The 19,368-nt window shown below is 48.5% G+C and carries 15 protein-coding genes; all 15 read left to right on the top strand.

Annotated features, from left to right (window positions below; genetic code table 11):
• Positions 1 to 33 precede the first annotated feature (33 nt).
• The 15 genes from M8010_RS17110 (at position 34) to M8010_RS17040 (ending at position 19,312) form a co-directional block, all read left to right on the top strand.
• Complete coding sequence (locus tag M8010_RS17110; RefSeq protein WP_250093931.1) at positions 34 to 1,362, top strand: hypothetical protein; 1,329 nt, start codon at positions 34 to 36, stop codon at positions 1,360 to 1,362.
• A 1,293-nt stretch (positions 1,363 to 2,655) separates the two neighbouring features.
• Complete coding sequence (locus tag M8010_RS17105; protein WP_250093930.1) at positions 2,656 to 3,795, top strand: glycosyltransferase; 1,140 nt, start codon at positions 2,656 to 2,658, stop codon at positions 3,793 to 3,795.
• 8 nt (positions 3,796 to 3,803) lie between these two features.
• Positions 3,804 to 4,823 (top strand): polysaccharide deacetylase family protein, encoded by a 1,020-nt coding sequence (locus tag M8010_RS17100; protein WP_250093929.1) that lies wholly within the window; start codon positions 3,804 to 3,806, stop codon positions 4,821 to 4,823.
• A complete protein-coding gene (locus M8010_RS17095; protein ID WP_250093928.1) occupies positions 4,820 to 6,196 on the top strand; it encodes an O-antigen ligase family protein in 1,377 nt (458 codons plus the stop codon). The genes M8010_RS17100 and M8010_RS17095 overlap by 4 nt, the downstream gene beginning before the upstream one ends.
• Before the next feature lie 146 nt (positions 6,197 to 6,342).
• Positions 6,343 to 7,236 (top strand): glycosyltransferase, encoded by an 894-nt coding sequence (locus tag M8010_RS17090; protein WP_250093927.1) that lies wholly within the window; start codon positions 6,343 to 6,345, stop codon positions 7,234 to 7,236.
• A 59-nt stretch (positions 7,237 to 7,295) separates the two neighbouring features.
• A complete protein-coding gene (locus tag M8010_RS17085; protein ID WP_250093926.1) occupies positions 7,296 to 8,426 on the top strand; it encodes a glycosyltransferase family 4 protein in 1,131 nt (376 codons plus the stop codon).
• 157 nt (positions 8,427 to 8,583) lie between these two features.
• Positions 8,584 to 10,107 (top strand): oligosaccharide flippase family protein, encoded by a 1,524-nt coding sequence (locus M8010_RS17080; RefSeq protein ID WP_250093925.1) that lies wholly within the window; start codon positions 8,584 to 8,586, stop codon positions 10,105 to 10,107.
• A 17-nt stretch (positions 10,108 to 10,124) separates the two neighbouring features.
• The gene (gene asnB, locus M8010_RS17075; RefSeq protein ID WP_250093924.1) at positions 10,125 to 12,092 is read left to right on the top strand and encodes an asparagine synthase (glutamine-hydrolyzing); all 1,968 of its coding nucleotides are present in this window, start codon (positions 10,125 to 10,127) and stop codon (positions 12,090 to 12,092) included.
• Entirely contained in the window at positions 12,093 to 13,283 is a 1,191-nt protein-coding gene (locus tag M8010_RS17070; RefSeq protein WP_250093923.1) for a carboxylate--amine ligase, read from the top strand. It begins immediately after the preceding gene.
• The gene (locus tag M8010_RS17065) at positions 13,280 to 13,951 is read left to right on the top strand and encodes a hypothetical protein (protein ID WP_250093922.1); all 672 of its coding nucleotides are present in this window, start codon (positions 13,280 to 13,282) and stop codon (positions 13,949 to 13,951) included. The genes M8010_RS17070 and M8010_RS17065 overlap by 4 nt, the downstream gene beginning before the upstream one ends.
• Positions 13,948 to 14,880, top strand: a complete 933-nt coding sequence (locus tag M8010_RS17060; protein WP_250093921.1) for a glycosyltransferase — start codon at positions 13,948 to 13,950, stop codon at positions 14,878 to 14,880. Before M8010_RS17065 ends, M8010_RS17060 begins: the two co-directional genes overlap by 4 nt.
• Positions 14,881 to 14,905: 25 nt before the next feature.
• A complete protein-coding gene (locus M8010_RS20055; RefSeq protein WP_250093920.1) occupies positions 14,906 to 16,045 on the top strand; it encodes a GNAT family N-acetyltransferase in 1,140 nt (379 codons plus the stop codon).
• 141 nt (positions 16,046 to 16,186) lie between these two features.
• Entirely contained in the window at positions 16,187 to 17,257 is a 1,071-nt protein-coding gene (locus M8010_RS17050) for a hypothetical protein (protein ID WP_250093919.1), read from the top strand.
• Positions 17,258 to 17,265: 8 nt separating this feature from the next.
• Complete coding sequence (locus tag M8010_RS17045) at positions 17,266 to 18,378, top strand: sugar-transfer associated ATP-grasp domain-containing protein (protein ID WP_250093918.1); 1,113 nt, start codon at positions 17,266 to 17,268, stop codon at positions 18,376 to 18,378.
• 58 nt (positions 18,379 to 18,436) lie between these two features.
• Entirely contained in the window at positions 18,437 to 19,312 is an 876-nt protein-coding gene (locus tag M8010_RS17040; RefSeq protein WP_250093917.1) for a glycosyltransferase, read from the top strand.
• Positions 19,313 to 19,368 lie beyond the last annotated feature (56 nt).

Below are 19,368 nucleotides of genomic sequence, written 5' to 3'. Positions count from 1 at the left end.
AAGCTAGGCGGGTAATTGTAGGAGGAATAAGCGATGTGTATATCTGTATCCAAAGTGTTGTTTCCCGTTCTCGGCTTGTCCGGTATTTTCTGCATGGCAGGTCAGGTTTTGGCGCAGCCGTCAATTGGTTCAGTTTCTTTAGATTCTAATGATTCGAAATTGTTAGATTCGATAATAGTGATGGGTAGCGGTTTTGGATCGAAAACTCAGTCCGCGCCAGTTCTTTTCGACCAGGTAGAGGACGCTTACGAAAATGGTAGGCGTAATGAGGTTTATTCTAACGTGGACGATGGTGAATTGGTTATACGGTCTTCTGATCCCACAATTAGCCTTTGGGAGAAGTCGAGTTTAGCTATTATGATTGATAGTGGTCGTGCGCCTAGATATCCATCATCTCAGGCTCACTACTACTTTGAAGGTGAGAATAATTTTCTGGGTTGGCCTAACGCCTACGGAGGATTTGAAACACCGGTAGACAATAAAAAACTGTATATATCTTGGTGGTATAAGCCAAAGTTTGATCCTAGCTCATATTGGGCTTTTTCGCGTGAAACTCAATCCGGGACGTTTTCGAGGCTTGAAAAACTTTTGGTTGATGGGCGGGATGTTGGTGTGTTCATTGGAATTGATAGAGATAACTTGATCAATGCCTCGTTTCCCGGTTCGAACTCCGGCGCGCTTAAAGGTCAAACAATTCGAGGGGCGGAGTCGGGAGCTACAGTAATTTTCCCCAATGAGGGCAGAGGCGGCTCCGGGTCAGGGTATGAAAGTCCAGGTTCTCAAAAGTATATTCGGATCTGGGAGGACCCGTACGGGAAAGATGGGATTCGTCTTTCGTGGACTCAAATGCATCAGACTGGTATGGGTGTGGTTAATTGGGAGGCTAAACCATTGAATGGTGGTGATTGGAACCATTTAGAAGTGGCGTTAGATACTGAGAAAGGCAGGGCTGATTTTTTCTTGAATGGTGACAATTTCACTGGTTTTGATTTCGATCCCTCGGAAGACTTTGGTGGACAGTGGAGTCCGACTGTGGCGCTCCTTGGGCTGAATGGCAAAGTTGGGAAACTTCAAGAAGGTGAGATAGACGACATCTATATTGACAGCTCACTGCAGCGAGTCGCTATCGGGGACGCTGCGAACTATGCGGACCTGACCGATTATGAAATTCAAAGACCAACTTCATGGAGCAGTGAAAAAATCGAATTTCAGTTAGTACTTGGACAGTTTGAAAGCCGCGATACCCTCAGCGGTCTGTATGTGTACGTTTTTGACAACGATGGCAAGGTCAACCAACAGGGCTATGAAATTTGTGAGGACTGCAAATCTCCCCCTGCATCAACACCGTTGATTGTAAAGTAACGTTGTTTAATAAAATCTCTACTTTAGAAGGACGGTTGTAAGGTGGAGTTTAAATTTGATATCGGACCAACCCCTAGTTTAGGTATATAGTGTCAGAATAAATCATTATTATATATATCACGGAAGTGAAAGGTTGGCTACCAGGTAAGGACTACGCGGCCTCTGAAATAGTTGTTGGTGGCTCACAGCCCATCACGGTCAAATTATGATGAGAGGTTTTGTGTTATCCCTGCCTGAGGAACGAGCCCAGATACATGTAGCCCCCCTCGCTTTTCCGAAGTTGCTATGGCTTTTACATAAGTTTAGATGGAGAGCCGGATGCGCTTATGGGTGCCCGTCCGGTTCGGCGAATAGAAGCGGAGTGATAGTTCGACTATTCCCTGTCTCATGCTCTGCTGTGGATTGGCCGGTGATGGAGCTAACTCGCTGTTGCCATGGATCAGTGCCCCCGCTGGGTTGTTGAAAGAGAGATGTCATTCAGTAAAAGTGTAGACTGGGTTTTAAAAGCACCGGATCGCGCGTGGGAACAACGTGGTGGTAGAGCGGAGAAATTTCTGTTTTACTCAGATCAGGGAAGCCCGTATGTTAGCCGTAAGTTCCGTTAGAGACTGCGGCGCTATCGAATGACACAAAGCATGAGTCAGCGCGGCATCTGCTGGAATAATCCACCGATGGAGAAGCTATTCTGGAGCCCGCTAGTCAGAGTGCGTACCGGCCTTGGGATATCAAAGTCTACTCCAGGCCAGGAAAGATGTTGTAGACTTTATGATGGTCTATAACAACCGGCAAAGACTGCATTCAACGGTGGAATTTCGTCTGTTGCCGCTGAGGAAAATCTTACAATACTGGTTGGGACTGGCTGACCGCTGCATTTCTCTTGGAGGTGCTTGATGATAAACATGAGCAAATAGGTGGTCCGAATAGGTTGTTGTATGAACCTGCCGGGGGGCGCACTGAATCGAAAACGGGTCTTGGATCTGATTGAGTTGTTTGAAGGAGAGCTTTCTTCTATTTTATGGCATATGTTGATTCCGTTAGCGCTAAGGGCCAAAGCAGCACTGGGGAGCAGGTATAAAAACTCCTGATCGCGCTTGCCAACGTTGACCCTATAGCAAGGGAAAAGTATTTCTCCATTTTCACCAGGGAGAGAGACCTATTGGCGTGAAGGTAGTAAAGTGACCGATTTTCCGCATTTTTCTACTTCAGGGACCTTTGATCTGACCCGAACGGTATCGGTTGTTCTAAGAAATGAAGGGGTTTAGGGCAAAGTAGTAACAGCAGGACGTATAGTTAATGCCACAGCAGGGTGTATTTCCCAAACCAATCCTTTTTGTCATTGACCATTTCCGTAACCCTAACTCAGGCACGGAAGGCCAACTGTTCAACCTGATTAAAGGGTTGGACAGTTCGAAATTTGAACCCATGCTTTTGGTGTTTCGCGATTCTGAATATTTGCAGGCAATGGGCTTTCCCTGTGATTATCATGTGCTGGGGCACACACGTTTATTCTCTCCGCTAACATGGGTAGCGCTTTGGAAAATTGCTCGGAAGTTCCGGGCTTCTGGAGTTCGGCTTGCCCACGTTTTTTTTAATGACCCTTCCGTTATATGTCCGCCGGTATTCCGCTTAAATGGGATTAAAACGATTATCTCCCGGCGCGACATGGGGTACTGGTACACTCCGACCTATCGCGCAATGCTGGCCATCGCCGGGAGATTTGTTTCTATTGCCATCACAAACAGCGATGCGGTGCGGCAAGTTACCGTAAGGTCCGAACCGTTCGACCCGTCGCAGGTCCACGTTATCTATAATGGTTACGAGACGGGGGAGAAATCTGATTACGAACCTGCCGATCTTGCGAGCCTTCGGAGAGCGCATCCTAGCGCCGTGTTTGTTGGGCTGGTTGCCAATATCAGGCCGATCAAACGGATGGAAGACGCCGTCACCGCAGTTGGCCTGCTCCATTTAGGCGGTCATGATCTGCATCTGGTATTGATTGGGGATGGTGATCAGACTGACCTACGGTTACTGGCCTCAGAGCAGGGTGTAACTGAAAAGGTCCATTTTCTTGGCTCCAGGGCCGATGTGAAAGCATGTCTCAAGGTGCTGGATATTGGGTTGTTATGTTCAGAGTCCGAGGGGTTTTCTAATGCTATTGTTGAGTACCAGTACGCAGGCCTGCCGGTAGTTTGTAGCAATGTGGGAGGAAACCCAGAAGCGGTCGAACACGGCAACACAGGGTACCTATATCCTTGTGGTGATATTGCTGAGCTGGTACGCCATCTGCAGGTGTTGAGTAAGAATGGTGATTTACGCCAGCGTATCGGTGACAATGCTTTCAGGCGTGCCGGGGAGCGATTTAGTATGGAGACTATGGTGGCAAAGCATCAGGAAATATATGAAGGGCTTGTCGTGCCCGAGAGGGCCAAGTAATGGGGTTCTTGTCTAGATCGATCCGTAAGCTTGGTCCGTTGGGTGGATACCAGTTTGCCCGGCAGATCTGCCGAAACCAGCCCCGTATCTTGATGTACCATCGTTTCTCAGATCCACCGGTTAAAGGTTGGGCGAGCCCTGAGTGTTTTGAACAGCAGGTCAGGCATATTCGGAAACGCTACAATCCCTATTCCCTGGTCGGGCTTATGAAATATCATCGTGAACATGGGCGCATGCCTTCGCACGCAGTGGTGATTACGGTCGATGATGGTTATCGGGATTTTTACGAGTATGCGTTTCCCATTTTGCAACGTCTCGGCATGCCTGCAACCTTGTTTGCAACAACTGGCTTTATAGATAGGCAGCTATGGCTGTGGCCGGACAAGATTACCTGGATTCTGGGCCAGCTCTCCCATATCAACCAGAACTTGACTATTGGTCCTTTCACAGTGAACGAAGGTGCTCTAAATGATGAATCTCGGAATGAGCTGTGGAAGCGGTCGATTGCCTACGCCCTCTCGCTGCCCGATGAAGAGAAACATGAATTTATATCCGCATTGGCCGACGAGCTGGGTCTTATCTTTCCGGATGGAATACCGGAGTCCTTTGCACCGTTAAGCTGGGACGAACTCAAGAAAATGCAAGAAGCTGGTATTGAGATTGGAGGGCATACAGTAACCCACCCATCCTTGGGGCAGGTTACTGAGTCTCAGGCAAGGGATGAAATATTCGGTTGCCGTGATGCGTTGAATCAACATCTGGGGCGTCAGGACCGTACATTCTGCTACCCGAACGGCCAACCTTCGGATTTTCAGTATTTCTTGCCGGAACTAGTTCGAGAGGCTGGATTCCTGGGAGCGGTAACGGCGTTTCCAGACGCCCAAGGTATCAGCAACAGGTATCTGATGCGTCGGCACGCCAGCGGCGACAATATGTTTCAGTTCCACAAGGCTGTTTCGGGCTTCGAGCTCTTGGGGCATTGCGTAAAAGGTGATCGAAAGCTTGGGCTGGGATATTCAGCAACATGAAACTAGGAATGATGAATTCAGCTCAGGACGGAAAACAAACCTTCCTTGCAAAGCTGGATATAGCGACTATAAGCCAGTTCAGCTTTGTTCTGTATTTGTATTTCATCCTCGATTTCTTTCTTCGCTTCTCTGCTCGTATTCCTGGCTATGGTGCCATCAGACCCACATTGTTAGTTGTTGCCGTTATAAGTCTTTCATTGTTCTTGCAGCGAGATAAGCTGAAAGGCCGTTTTGAGGACCCGATTTTCAAAGCAATCTTTGTGCTGTTTGGTTATCTCGTTATCAGCCTGCCGTTGGTGGAATGGCCCGGGAGTGTCGTTCGCGCAAACATTGACCCCTTCATCAAAGCCGTTGTGTTCCTATTCTTTACCGCCCTGATTATCGACACGGAGAGGCGCCTGAGATGGTTTATTGCCGTGTTCGTATTATGCCAAGTGTTTCGTGTTTTGGAACCGCTATATCTTCATATTACGCAAGGGTACTGGGGGAGCTCCACTCATCTGGGTGGGGGAGAATTTGCGGGTCGACTCTCAGGAGCTCCGGCGGATGTGATCAACCCGAATGAGCTGGGTTTTGTGATCGTTACCGCCATTCCCTTCCTTCATTATCTGCTGTGGCCTTTGGGCTGGAAATCCAAACTTATTTACCTGGCCATTATGCCGGCGCTGTTGTACTCACTGATACTCACCATGTCTCGAGGTGCGTTCATTGCACTGTTGGTTGTTGCGTTTTTGGTGTTCAAAAAATCAAAGCACAAGATGAAGCTGATTTTTTTGGCTGTGGTGGTTGCGCTAGGTGCTCTGAGTGTGATGACACCCATTCAGAAGGATCGTTATTTATCTCTGGTTGATAGCGATACCGCAGGAGCTGCCACTGCCGAAGGGCGTCTTAAAGGAATGGTGGGAGAATTCAAGTTGGGTCTTACGAGGCCTGTTGTGGGCCATGGTCTTGGAACGACACCTGAGGCAAAAACTCATAAATTGGGAGAGCGGAAGGCCAGCCATAATCTTTATGCTGAGTTGATGATTGAATTAGGTTTGATCGGATTTGTGATTTTTCTACGTTTTCTTTACCAGATTGCCCGTAAGCTTTCCGTTGTTCGGTCGCAATTTGCAGCCTTGAACAGAAGCGACCGGTCTTATTACTCGCGATTGAATAAGTGTCTTATTGCGGTGTTTTGGATGTACGCGGTATACAGCCTGAACTATTGGGGGTTGTCCCAGTACTACTGGTATCTTTTGGGTGGTCTGGTGATTGCGTTTGGGCGCCTCGTTGAGCAGGAATTGACTTCTACCAGTGATAAAAATATACAAATGGGCCAGGGGAGCAAGTCAAGTTCCAGTTATCCCTTAGCCGACCGTTTGCGGAGATAATGTATTGCTATTCCGTTGCACTTTGGGGATTAACGAGCCAAAAACCTTCTATAAAAATATTTTGTATATACATGAAAAAGACGGTGTTTAGATGTTAAAATTCTAACGTTATTTTTCATAATAACCAACCGATAGCAGGCCGAAAAATGGACGGTTCAAGGAAGACATTAATTTCCGTGGTGGTACCGGCATTCAACCGAGTTGAGTATATTAGAGAAACGGTGGAATCGGTTCTTTCTCAGGACTACGATCAAGTGGAGCTTATCGTCGTTGATGACGGTTCTACAGATGGAACTTACGAGATTCTTCTTGAATATGCGGAGAAGGGAGATCTCAAACTGTTAACCCATCCAAACCGCGCTAACTTAGGTCAATCAGTTGCATTGAATCGGGCGCTTGAGAATGCTTCCGGCGAACTTATAGCCATACTTGATAGCGATGATATTTTCTTGCCAGGCAAGCTTCGCTCTCAGGCAGAGTATCTGCAGGCTCACCCCGAAGTTGGACTTGTTTATGGAATGGGTGAAGCGGTAGATGAGAATGGGCGATGGCTCTATAACATTCTCTCGCCGGATCATATTGAACCGAATGACCCAAACGCGGTGTTGCTGGATTGTTATTTTTCTTTGCCAGTGAATGCATTAGTGCGCCGTTCTTTTTATGAGCGGATTGGTGGTTTCGAAGAAGGGTTTCGCGCCGCACAAGATCATGACATGTTGATCAGGCTAGCTGAGAGTACCAAGTTCGCATTTATTCCAGTCAAGGTTTTTCAGTATCGTCGCCATAGTGATTCGATTAGTAATAAAGGCCAGCGGAAACGCTGGGAGAATGGTTTTAGGATTCTCCACCGTGCTCAGGCTCGGTATCCTTATAAAAAATCTACCATTCGCAAGCGGCGCGCATTACTCAATTTTCGAATGGCACAGGTCTGTTGGCGTGAGAACAAAAGTATTACTGCACTAGGGTATCTGCTAAGGTCCGGGGCTCTTGATCCGATTAGGGCACTAAAGGTGCTTACCGGCAGTGAAAAAGCTAGCTAGGAAAGTGTTCCCTCTGAAGTTTTGAAGTTAGGGGAAGTAGGGAAAGGAGTTACGGGCCAATGAAGGTTTTGATGACGGCTTTGCAGCCAGGAGGCGGCATTCGCACTTTTTTTCGCTATGTGTACGGTCAGCCAGCTTTTGAGGGCTATAGCTTTACCCTTTTAGCGCCAGATCAAGGGGGGTTAGAAGCTTTTTTGTCAACATTCCTTCCAGCAGGCCGTATTGAACTAGTCCCCGCCGATTCCGGCAAAACCGGTTTGGTGAGACAGGTACGAAAACTGGCGAACCAACACGCGTATGACCTTGTGCACTCTCATGGTTTCTCGGCCGGCTTGCTTACCCAACTGGCTTTAACTGGTAACAATACACCTCACCTGATGACTGGGCATGATATGTTTACCAAGCCCTTGTTTACTGGGTTCAAAGGCTACATAAACCATTTATTGATGGGGCTATTGTTTAATCGATTGACTGCAGTGCATACCGTAACCGAGGACGCGAAGCATAATTTTTTGGAGTTCTTTCCAGGCACCCCTGATGACAAGGTTCATCCAATCCTTCACGGGGTAGATGCCAAGTTCTTCCAGTTTGGAAAAGCTCTGGATATCAAGAAAGAAATTGGCTTGCCAACTGATGTTCCACTGATCGGATTTTTTGGTCGCTTCATGAGCCCCAAGGGCTTCAAAATTCTGGTTGATGCAATGGGTGTTATTAAAATGCGGCTAAAAGTAAGTCCTATGCCTCATGTAGTCACGTTTGGTTGGGGTGGTTTTATTCGGGAGGACTATGCTTATCTTGACGAGCTAGGGTTGGGTGAATATTTCCACCAGATGCCTCAAACGGATAACATGCCGGGTGCTTTGAAAGGGGTTGACCTGGTTGCAATGCCTTCCCGTTGGGAAGCTTGCGGACTTCTTGCCATGGAGGCATTGTCGGCAGGGGTACCGATCGTTGGAAGTGATTCTATCGGGCTTCGTGAAGTGCTTGACGGTAGTCCTGCCAGGCAGGTTCCCGTCGGAAATTCAGCTGCGTTAGCGGAGGCTTTGGTGGCAGAGATTGATGACATCGAGCTTAGACGGCAAGTCTTTGAGGCCTATCAACCAGATGCTGTAGCGCGTTTTAGCATTGAGCGTCCTGCGCGACACCTCGCCGAGTTATACATCGCGGTTTCAGCTACTAGGGGTAGGTGATTTGTTTCATCTTATTCCTACAAGTACCAGTTCTAATATCTTAGTTGTAATGCTACTCACCGTGCCAATGCCCTTTATTATTTTTATGATGTCTGCCGTTGACAGTCGAATGTCTGATAACTGCCAACATAATCGCTTCACCGAGATTGCTTAATCAATGCTAAAACGAGTTTTAATTAATACCGGGTCGAATGTCGCACAACTTATGGTTAGCATGGTGGCGACGTTTATTATGGCGCCGATTTATCTAAAGCTGATGGGGCACCACGACTATGGCTTGCGGGAAATGGTACTTGCTCTGGTCGGCTATATGGGAATGCTGGACTTAGGTATGCGCCCTACGATAAGTCGGTTTGCATCGATGCATAACGCACAAGATGACCGGGAATCTTTACTGACTGTTTACGGTACCAGCCTCGTATTTATGACGCTGGTTGGTTTAGCTTTAGGGCTGTTCTTTTGGTTTTGGGCACTTTCCTTCCCTGACATACTTAACCCGGAAAACATGGAAGGTAACACCAAGTACACACTGTTTCTGCTGTTGGTGGGTGCTCAGTTGATGTTTCTGTTCCCGGGCTTTGTTTGTGAAAGTTTTCTTGAAGGATTACAGCGTTACTACTTCAAGAATTTGGTTAACATTTTTTCCATTATATTTGTTTCAGTTCTGGCATATCACTACATGACCCCGCAAAACGGTTTGGCGCTTTTGGCCTTGTTGGCCGCTGTCACTACGCTGATTAAACTAATCATTTTTTCCGCCATACTTATGCGGCCAATGGTGGGAGCAATCTATCCGAATTTGCGCCTGTTTTCGCGAAAGAAATTCAAAGAGATGCTGATTTTTGGTTCTAAATCTTTTATTCAGGGTGCAGCCGGAAAAGTAAATAAAATGTCCGACCGAATCGTTATCGGAACGCTCATGAGTCCGGCAATGATCCCTGTTTATACGATACCGGCCACACTGGTGACTTATATCGCAACAATAAGTATGACGTTGAGTCATACGTTTATGCCGCTGTTCAGCGATCTCGATGCAAGGGGCGAGCAGGCGAAAATTAGAAAAGTCTATCTTCTGGCTAGCAAGTTGCTGGTGGCGTTAGTTCTCCCTATGGGTGTAGGTATTTGTCTCATAGGAGGGCCGTTCATTGCCATATGGATGAGTGGTCAGTTTGATCCAGCCTTGGTCGACTCAATTATCACTCTATTGGTTATCTACATGGTCGTTCCAAAGCTCAACCCATTTGCCAGCCGTTATCTGACCGCTATTAACAAACACGTGATTTTTGCGATGGTGGCACCCCCGGCAGCACTTGTTAACGTGGGCCTAAGCATCTGGTTAGTTTTAGAGTATGGCGTTATAGGTGCGGCATTGGGTTCAGTGTTACCGGTATTTGTCGTAACGCCAATATTCCTCAAGGTTGTTGCTGATAACTTGGGAATTACCATGTTTCAATACGTGAAGCACGCGATTCTGCCGGCCACTATTCCGGTGACGGTTATGGGCGGTGGCTTGGCCTGGTGGCGGGTTGAATACGGGTTGCCCGGCTACCTGGATATTGTCGCCGCCGTTGTGGTATCCGGAGTGGTGTATGGCGTATTGTATTGGTTTATTTCCATCGGGAAAGACGAACGCAACGTGCTAATGCGACTTGTGCCTGCGCGTTTCAGGTGGGGTGCATGAAAAAGGGAGTTTTCTGAATGTGTGGTTTCGCAGGATTTGCCGAGCCGGAGTTGCCCGGTAGCAGGGGCCAGTGTGAATCGATACTGGATGGCATGGGGCAGGCCATTCGGCACCGGGGGCCGGACGCAGGTGGTGTCTGGTTTGACGGGGAATTGCATTTGGGGCTGAGTCACCGCCGCCTGTCGATTATCGAACTGTCTGAACTTGGTGCCCAGCCCATGGCATCTGAATCGGGCCGTTACGTTATTTCTTTTAACGGTGAGATCTATAATTTTCGCGACCTCAAGGCGGAGCTTGAAATTGCCGGTGCCCGGTTCCGTGGTCATTCCGATACCGAAGTCATGCTTGCGGGATTTGAGGCGTGGGGTGTGGAGGAGGCACTGGCACGTTTCAATGGAATGTTTGCCTTTGCGTTAGTGGACAGGAGCGAGCGCAAGCTTCACCTCGCCCGGGACCGGATGGGGGAGAAGCCGCTGTATTACGGCTGGCAGGGGCGCAGCCTGTTGTTCGGCTCTGAACTCAAGGCCCTTGCACGCCACCCAGCCTGGAAAGGGGATATAAACCGTGGCGCGTTACCTCTGTTGTTGCGTCATAACCTGATTCCCGCGCCCCATTCCATCTATTCCGGTATTCATAAATTGCTCCCTGCGTCATTCATTAGTCTGGACCTGGACCAGCTGGTACCTGGAGAACTGCCTGAACCCTCTCGCTACTGGCGCCTGGAAGATCAGTTTTTTGATGATCGGGACTGGTCTTTAAATGGTGCTTCTTCCCACCTTGAAACGCTGCTTGAGGATGTGGTTGGTGATCAGATGGTTTCAGACGTCCCTTTGGGTGCGTTTCTGTCTGGCGGTGTTGATTCTTCCACAGTCGTTGCGTTGATGCAGAAGCAGGCCGCTCAACCGGTTCGAACTTTCAGCATTGGCTTTAACGAAGAAGGTTTTAACGAGGCAGTGCACGCAGCAGCAGTGGCACGGCATTTGGGTACCGACCATACTGAGCTCTATGTGACGGAGCAGAATGCAAGGGAGCTGGTGCCGCATCTGCCGCAAATTTACGATGAACCGTTTGCGGACTCTTCCCAGCTGCCGACTTATTTGGTCAGCGAAATGACCCGCAAACACGTTACGGTGGCTTTGTCTGGCGATGGTGGCGACGAGTTGTTCTGTGGGTACACACGCTATCCCAACATGTTACACGGTTGGCAGCGGCGCGGTTCGCTTGGGTCTCAATTGAAAGCACTTTCCGGTCGGCTGCCGTCCGGCTTGACCGCTCAGGCTATCCGTGCCCTGGTGCCGTCTCAGAGAGGGCGCAGTGTGGAAGCAATCCGGTTTCGTCTTGCGCGGGCCCGGGCTATTGCCTCTGCCACGAGCTTGTCCGAATTCTACCGGCAGTCTGTGTCTGTCTGGCCAGATCCGGGCATGGCGTTGGTAGAGCCAGGCGAGGGCAGCTATGGACTGACGGGGTCGGTTACGGCCCAGGTGCCGGACAATGACCTGAAAACCCTGATGTGGCGGGACCTGAACTGGTATCTGCCAGACGATATACTGACCAAGGTGGACCGCGCCGCCATGGCCTGTAGCCTGGAAACCCGTATACCCATGCTGGATCATCGGGTGGTGTCGTTCGCCATGGGGCTGCCTGCGTCGCTCAATATGCAGGGCAATGTCGGCAAGCAGGTGCTTCGGTCGGTGCTTTATCGCCATGTACCACGGGAATTAATTGACCGGCCGAAACAGGGTTTTGCGGTTCCGGTCGGGGCCTGGCTTAGAGGGTCTTTGCGTGAGTGGGCGGAGGAGCTTCTGGAGCCAGTCCGCCTGCGTGAGCAGGGTTACTGGAAGGCCGACATGGTTCGGCAGGTGTGGCATGAACATCTTTCAGGCCGGGAAGACTACAGTTTCGAGTTGTGGGGTATTTTGATGTTTCAGGCATGGCTGGACAATAAAGGCAGTGCGAACCCTATATCATCGGGCTGGACCGCGTGAATGTCTGAAATTCCGTGCGTGATCATTACCGGGGCAGATACTCCTACTGGTCTTACCACCGCACGAGCGCTGAGAGGCATACCGGTTACGGTTAATGGCATTTGTCAGAATATCGATGCGCCTTCGATTCAATCCAATCATTGGGACCGAGTACTTCATTTACCCGGAAGCTCGGACGAACAGCTCGAAAAGCTAATAAAAATGGCAGAAAGCGCTGAATTTTCAGGCCGGCCTTTATTACTTTTTTCCCAGGATAGTCATGTCATCTCCGCTTGGGCGCGACTTGAGGAGTTGGAACGATATTTTACGGTGCCCGTCCCTCCCCAACTGGAGGGCGAAATAATGATGGACAAAACACTGTTTCATCAGTGGGCGCTTGAGAATGGAGTCGATGTGCCACAATCTAAAATTGTGGCGAGTCTTGATGGTCTGATTGGTTTAGCGGCGGAATTAAGTTTCCCCTGTATATTGAAACCATTGGTGCGCACGTCAGCGTGGGATAGCGTGCATAAAAATAAGAAGTTTTTCTTGTTGAATTCAGAGAAAGAGTTGAACGAGTTTGTTCGTTCCTCTGACCCATTCTGCCTTTCTGACCGTTATATCCTTCAGGAATGGATTCCCGGGGGTGACACTGAAGTCTTTTTCGTGCTTTTCGCTTTTGATGAAAGCGGTGTGATGTTAGCTGAGTATGCCGGTCAGAAGCTATGGCAATGGCCGCCATTGGGTGGATCAACGGCTGTTTGCCGATTAATCGAAGAACCTCAGATGATTTCCCTTGCAAGATCAATCGCCATCAAGTTGAAAATGACGGGTCTCGGGTCTATTGAATTCAAGCGTGATCCAAGAACCGGGAAGTTTCTCGTCACTGAGCCAACGGTGGGACGAAATGACTATCAGTCAGGTGTGGCATTGAGTTATGAAAACAACCCTACCGCAGTTTTGGTAAAAAAGTATCTCGGAATTGACGAAGAGGGCCGATTTGCTAAAAAGACCAAGGCAAATTGCATTTGGGTGGATGAGTTGTCAGCCTATCGATACGCCAAGTCGATCGGGCTGCTGAAGGCTAGCGTCCAGTTAATTAGAGCGCTTGGTTTTGTTCGCCATTTTCAGTTTCTATATTTCGATTGGCGGGATACAAAACCGTTTAGGGCACATCTAAGAAAAGCGCTTTCAAGGAAGCATTCCAAATGAGCGGTATTAGTAGCGTTCTGCGGCGGGCATTCCGTTTCGATTTGGATGCCTACTTCCTGTTTTCTGATTCGCTGCAAAATGGGCTCTTGTCGCAATGCTCGAACGTTCACCCCAAAACCCTGACTGTTGATTTTTACATTGTTGAAGAGCCCTCCGATGATGAATTGTTGATCGATCTCTGCAAAGAGGGAGGGTACTTTGGATCAACAGATCAAGTGATAAGGAAAAACCTTGCGCTCACGTTTGGGCAGGCAGACAGATGCATCGTTGCGAAGTGCGAAAGTAGGTATGTGGCAATGAGCTGGGTTGCCTTGGGTCGGAATGCACAATGGCCTCCGTTTGCGCAAGTTCCCCTCACTCAAAAGAGCTCTGGCCTCTTGCACCTCAGCTACGTAAAACCGGAATATCGTGGCCATTGCCTGCAAAGGTTTCTTGACTTGCAGCGTAAAAAACTGCTGGCGGAGCAGGGGTTTGAACAGTCGGTAAGCTTTGTCGGGGTTAATAATTTTAGTTCGGTGAGGAACTCTATGGCGTGTAATGAGAGTTTTAAACTGATGTATCACCTCTCCGTTGAAATTCCGGGGTTGAAGAAAATAAATTTCTTTCCGAAATGGAATCAGGAGAGCTGGAAATCGTGCAGGGCCCATGCAAGTAGGTGGATGCCGTGACTACAGAAGCCAAAGAAACTTTAAGTGGGTATAGAGCAATGCTAAAGGATGAGCCACTGGTCAGTATTATTACGCCGACTTACAATCGTGCGGACTTTGTCGCGGAGGCAGTGCGAAGCGTTTTGGATCAGACCTATCAGAACTTCGAGCATCTCATTGTTGATGATGGATCTACCGACAATACCCGAGAAGTACTGAGCCCGTTTCTTACTGATCAACGCTTGCGATACTTTTACCAGGAAAATCAGGGCCAGAGTGTTGCGCGAAACCTGGCGCTCAAGCACGCTCGCGGCGAGTTCGTCTGTTTTCTGGACTCGGATAATGTCTGGCTGCCAATTCATCTCGCATCACAGTTAGCTGAATTTGAAGAGACTCCAGACGTTGATATTGTGTATGGAGACGGCATCACTATCGACGAACAGGGCAACGAACTTCGCCGGAAAAATATAAAAAGACACTCGGGGTATATCGCCTTTCAAATGCTCAAGGATAACTGCGTCGGTATGAATATGACGATGGCGCGTCGTAGATGCTTTGAAGAGATGGGGGGTATGAGTGGCAAACGCAGAGTGGCGGATGACTATGATCTTTGGTTGAAATTTTCATCTCGATATCGCTTCAGGTACGTGCCCCGCTATCTTGCCTATTATCGGGTTATGGCCGACCAGATCTCCTCTAATAAGGAAGCCCGTTTCGAGGCTAACGAGTCAATCATTCGGGACTTTCGAGAGAATTACCCCGATGCGTTGACTGAAGCGCAATTTGATGAGGCATTCGCCTTTTTTTACTCACGCAAGGCACGCTATCTCGCAAGTTCGGGACAAAAGTGGCTGGCAATACGAAATATTGCGACGGCCCTGAAGTATCGCCCTTTTGTAATAGCACCGTGGCGCAGTCTCGCCGCAATTTTGCTTAAAGGCAGGCGGTAAAATGAGATTCAACACGGACACTTCTGTGAGTGAACCCCATATTTCCGTGGAGCGCCTTTCCGCTGATGACTTTAGCAAGCTCGCGGAGAAATGGCAGGAGTTGCTGGAAACCAGTGATGCGGACCCGCTTTTTATGAGCTGGCCCTGGCTTTTTTCCTGGTGGGAGACCTGGGGCAAGAACTTGGGGTTGGAACTGGCGCTCTTTGGTGCTTACGACGCCAATTCACGTCTTGTCGGTCTCGCGCCGTTTTATCTACATGATTTTTCATCTCCTTTTGGGCTGCGAATTCGGCGCGCTCACTTTTTGGGTAATGCCTGGCATATTAGCCCGACTGTCCGCACGGAGTATTCGAGTCTTATAATCAGGAAAGGGCTTGAAACGGTGGTCACAAATGCACTTTTGGCGGAGGTCTTTCAGCTCAGCTGGGATGAAATGATCGTGTGTGATCAACTGTTACCTGAGCTTTCTCGCTGGGAAAAGGGCTTTGCTACCAGGGGAAGAAAAATCGCATTGGTACCTCGGGCCAGAGATTCCGGAGTGCGCGTACCGACACAAGGGGCATTCCAGGAGTGGCTCCGAAGGCTCGGTGCTAACACTCGCCTGAAGCTTTATAATCGGCGTGCATACATCGAACAGAAGAAAGGCGAGCTCGTCTTAATACGAGTTACCGAGGATCAGATACCGGCTTTTTTTGAATATCTGAACGAGTTTCATCGGCATAGATGGGGAAAGCCTTGTTTCGATGACGACGCGATCGCTTTTCACAAAAAGGTCATAGCGCGACTTCAACCTCATCAGCTGGCTTTGACAACTTTGGAATTGAACGGTGAGACCATTTCAGTTCTCTACGATATTTTGGCGGGGCCTAGCAGGTACAACTTACAGGCGGGATTTCAGGAAGATTTTGATCGAAAAGTGGCTTTGGGAACTCTGCATCTCGGTTATGCCATTGAGGAATGCTTCAGTGCCCAGAGCGTCAGTTATTACGATCTGCTCGCCGGTTACGGCAAGAACAGCTTTTATAAAAGTCGCTTCCAGGGTGAAACGGTTCAGTTTGTAACGGTTCAGTTTGCGCGCCATCCGTTGATGCGAGGAATCTATCGGGTGCAGGCTTTTCTCCCGGAGGTGCTGCGGAAGTCGCTAAATCGGCTTGCTCGTTTGTGAAGGCGAAATCGCGGCTTGTAGTAGGAAAATTCGGGTCTGAAGGCTTGATGCCGATCTCGTTTTTTTGTTTAAGCGAATTAATCAAAGCTTATGATAATTAGCAACATTAGCTCTCGCAAAGTAGAGAGACAGCAGCTAGAGGTGTCTGCCTTAATCGATGGATATCGGCTTTGGTATCGCTTTCCTGAGAAGTTTTCAGTCGCGCCTTCAGCCGAACCATTCTTGGCGGCTTCATTTTTTGCGGCGTCTCAGTCAGGTCAAATTTTGGAGATTAAAGACTCGAATACGGCCTCACCACGTCTCCTTGCAAACTTGAAGAACCTGCAGTGTATCTTCGGATGTTGGAAACCAGATTTACGACCTTTTACCGTTAATCTTCAGGCCGCGATACCGCATGCTGGCAACAAAATGGTTTGTAGTTTTTTCTCTGGTGGCGTTGATGGCCTCTATACACTTTTAAATAACGAAAGTGAAATCACCCACCTGGTTTACATCAATGGCTTTGACTTTCACGTTTCTCCTGAAGAGTTTGCTGTCAATGTTCAGAGGCTAAAAGATTGGTCGGCGCCTTTCGAAAAGGAACTTATTCCTGTAGAAACCAATTTTTATGAATTTGACCAGTTGTACGGCGTTGGACGTCACTGGAGTCATGGAGCTTGCCTGGCAAGCGTTGCCTTACTGCTCCAGCCAGCTAAATGTATTGTGCCTACCAGCTTTACCTATCGGAATCTGCGTCCTTGGGGAACACATCCTTTGACAGACAATCTCTGGTCTACTGAGATAACAGAGATTATTCATGACACAGCAGACCTGGATCGCCCTGAAAAATTGCAAAGAATCGCTGAGCGATCACAAGCTGTGCTCGACAACCTGGTTGTCTGCTGGAAATATCCGGACAGAAATTGTGGTCAGTGTTTAAAGTGCATAAGAACCATGATCATTTTGAAAATACTTGGCATAGATACTTATGCTTTCACGAGTTCTATTACCGCTGAAGATGTATCTAAAATATCCCCGTCGCAGCATTATCGTCATCACTTTGAAGATTTGCTCAGGTTTGCGATAAAGCAAGGCGATGAATTTATGGAGCGAGCCCTGCGAAGAACTCTGTCAATTTCTACTACCAGGAAAATTGTAAAATTTATCGATGATAAATATTTAAATCAGAGTATTCGCACCGGCTTCCGTTACTTTCAAAAAAAAAGGCGTTGAGATTCTAGATGAAAAAATTATGGCGTCGACAGAAAGATAACTTATTACTTATTAAAGAAGCATATAGAGTTTCTGGTCTCTGTGTTAAATACCATGGTAGCTTCAGAATACGTGCATTTTTTCAAGCCTTGCGCTTCACTTGGAAAACTAAGATGCGTCCAATGGAGGCACTTGAATACGGTGCATTTTCTTCTGACGCACGACCATATTCAGACTATTTAAGCAAAAGGACATGTTCTGTCTTGCAGTCGCGCCTCAACCCTCAAGACTGGTTTTGGGTAACTGAGGACAAGGGAATCTTTCAGTCATTTTGCGACGCAAAGACGATACCGACGCCCAGATGCTTAGCGCTTCTTTTCCGCGATTCGCCAGGTGTTTCCTCAGGGCGTCCGGTGCCTCCGGTCAAAAGCGCCTGGAGTGAGACTATATCTCAGTTTGATTTGGATAAACTTGTTATCAAACCGTGCCGGCATAGTTACGGACGTGGTCTCTTGGTTCCTTCGCTCCGTGAAGGCCGAATAGTGGTGAACAACCTCCAATTTGACTCTGTTCAAGAGTTGGCAAATTATATGTTTGACTTGCCAGAGTTGACAAGCTGGATTATTCAGGAACGAATTCAGTCACACTCTGCATTATCCGAGTTTTCGGGCACAAGACATCTTCAAACGATACGAATTTATACCCATGTCGATAAGTGTGGAAAGATTTTTATTGTTGATGCATTTCTAAAGGTCATTGGTGGGGATGCTGCGATTGACAATTTTCAACATGGTTCACTCGGAAATTTTATAGCACCGATAAACATAGAAACAGGGCTCCTTGAGTCGGCGATAACGCGAAGCCCGGATATGGTGTGGTATAGGCTTGATGATCATCCAAGAACCAAACGAATGTTTCAGCAATTTACGATACCATTGTGGGAGAATGCAAAAGAATTAGTCATTAAGAATGCTGAACATTTTAAACCAATCCGGTCTTTGGGGTGGGACGTTGCGATTACAGAGGGCGGCCCAGTGGTTATTGAGACGAACATGCGTTGGGACCCGCCAAACTGGAATTCCGATACGATATATAATGTCCGTAACGTTCTTGAAAACCCGGATAGTGTGTTTGGTAAGTAAGCCAGCTACGTTGTGAAATGAACGCTTACTCTGAAGTGGAAGATGTTGAGGGCCTGCAATGGCAGTCGTTAGTGTAGTAACGCCGACTTACAACAGAGCCCGGTTCCTGCCCGATGCCGTCGCGAGCGTTCTGGCGCAGACTTACGCTGATCTCGAGCTTATTGTTTTGGATGATGGCTCTGTTGACGATACCCGCGAAGTGCTGGAGCCCTTTCTGGCTGATAGGCGGGTTCGTTATTTCTACCAGGAAAACCAAGGACAGAGTCATGCCCGTAATCATGCACTTGAGCAGGCGACAGGAGACTTTATCGCGTTTCTGGATTCTGACGATCTGTGGACACCAGACAAGCTGAAAAAACAGTTGGCTGTTCTCAATGCAAATCCCGACGTTGATATTGTCCATGGTGACGAGGCCATGATTGATGAACAGGGGGTGGTTAGCAGCCTGGAAAACATGAAGCGTTATTCCGGATGGATCACACGGTATCTGTTGGCTGATAACGGTGTAAGTATTTCCACGGCGCTGGTGAGGCGGCGGTGTTTTGATGAGATGGGAGGGTTTGATACGTCAGTGGGTGTTGCCGATGACTACGAGTTGTGGCTGAGGTTTTCTGCAAGGTACCGTTTCCATTACGAACCGGGCATCGTCGCCTCATACCGTGTGATGGAATATCAGATTTCTTCTGACAAGCATAGGCGGTTCGCGGCAAACGAGAGGATTATCAATACATTCCTGGCGCGGTATGGTGAGGTGCTATCCCTGCGCGATCGTCGCTGGGGGTTGGCGCGCTTTTTTTGTCGCAAGGCGCGATATTTTGCCAGTGTGGGGGAGCGGGACGTGGCTATCAGCGCTATTGCCCGCGCATTCTGGCATGCGCCGCTGGACCCGGTTGTTTGGCGAGCGCTCTACCGCGTAATGATACCCCGGCGATGACAAAGGATGAGATTCGGCCATAGTAAAAGCCGCCCCGTATAGGCACAATATTCTTG

Origin of the sequence: Marinobacter sp. ATCH36 (assembly GCF_023555055.1) — a bacterium.
In the GTDB taxonomy this organism is placed as follows: domain Bacteria; phylum Pseudomonadota; class Gammaproteobacteria; order Pseudomonadales; family Oleiphilaceae; genus Marinobacter.
This window is presented reverse-complemented; position numbering and strand designations above follow the sequence as displayed.

Excerpts from the sequence above, each read along its gene's own strand:
- M8010_RS17065 (WP_250093922.1), top strand. The coding sequence starts at position 13,280 with ATGAGCGGTATTAGTAGCGTTCTGCGGCGGGCATTCCGTTTCGATTTG.
- M8010_RS17090 (WP_250093927.1), top strand. The coding sequence starts at position 6,343 with ATGGACGGTTCAAGGAAGACATTAATTTCCGTGGTGGTACCGGCATTC.
- M8010_RS17040 (WP_250093917.1), top strand. The coding sequence starts at position 18,437 with ATGGCAGTCGTTAGTGTAGTAACGCCGACTTACAACAGAGCCCGGTTC.
- M8010_RS17045 (WP_250093918.1), top strand. The coding sequence starts at position 17,266 with ATGAAAAAATTATGGCGTCGACAGAAAGATAACTTATTACTTATTAAA.
- M8010_RS17110 (WP_250093931.1), top strand. The coding sequence starts at position 34 with ATGTGTATATCTGTATCCAAAGTGTTGTTTCCCGTTCTCGGCTTGTCC.
- M8010_RS17080 (WP_250093925.1), top strand. The coding sequence starts at position 8,584 with ATGCTAAAACGAGTTTTAATTAATACCGGGTCGAATGTCGCACAACTT.
- M8010_RS17095 (WP_250093928.1), top strand. The coding sequence starts at position 4,820 with ATGAAACTAGGAATGATGAATTCAGCTCAGGACGGAAAACAAACCTTC.
- M8010_RS17085 (WP_250093926.1), top strand. The coding sequence starts at position 7,296 with ATGAAGGTTTTGATGACGGCTTTGCAGCCAGGAGGCGGCATTCGCACT.
- M8010_RS17070 (WP_250093923.1), top strand. The coding sequence starts at position 12,093 with ATGTCTGAAATTCCGTGCGTGATCATTACCGGGGCAGATACTCCTACT.
- asnB (WP_250093924.1), top strand. The coding sequence starts at position 10,125 with ATGTGTGGTTTCGCAGGATTTGCCGAGCCGGAGTTGCCCGGTAGCAGG.
- M8010_RS17105 (WP_250093930.1), top strand. The coding sequence starts at position 2,656 with ATGCCACAGCAGGGTGTATTTCCCAAACCAATCCTTTTTGTCATTGAC.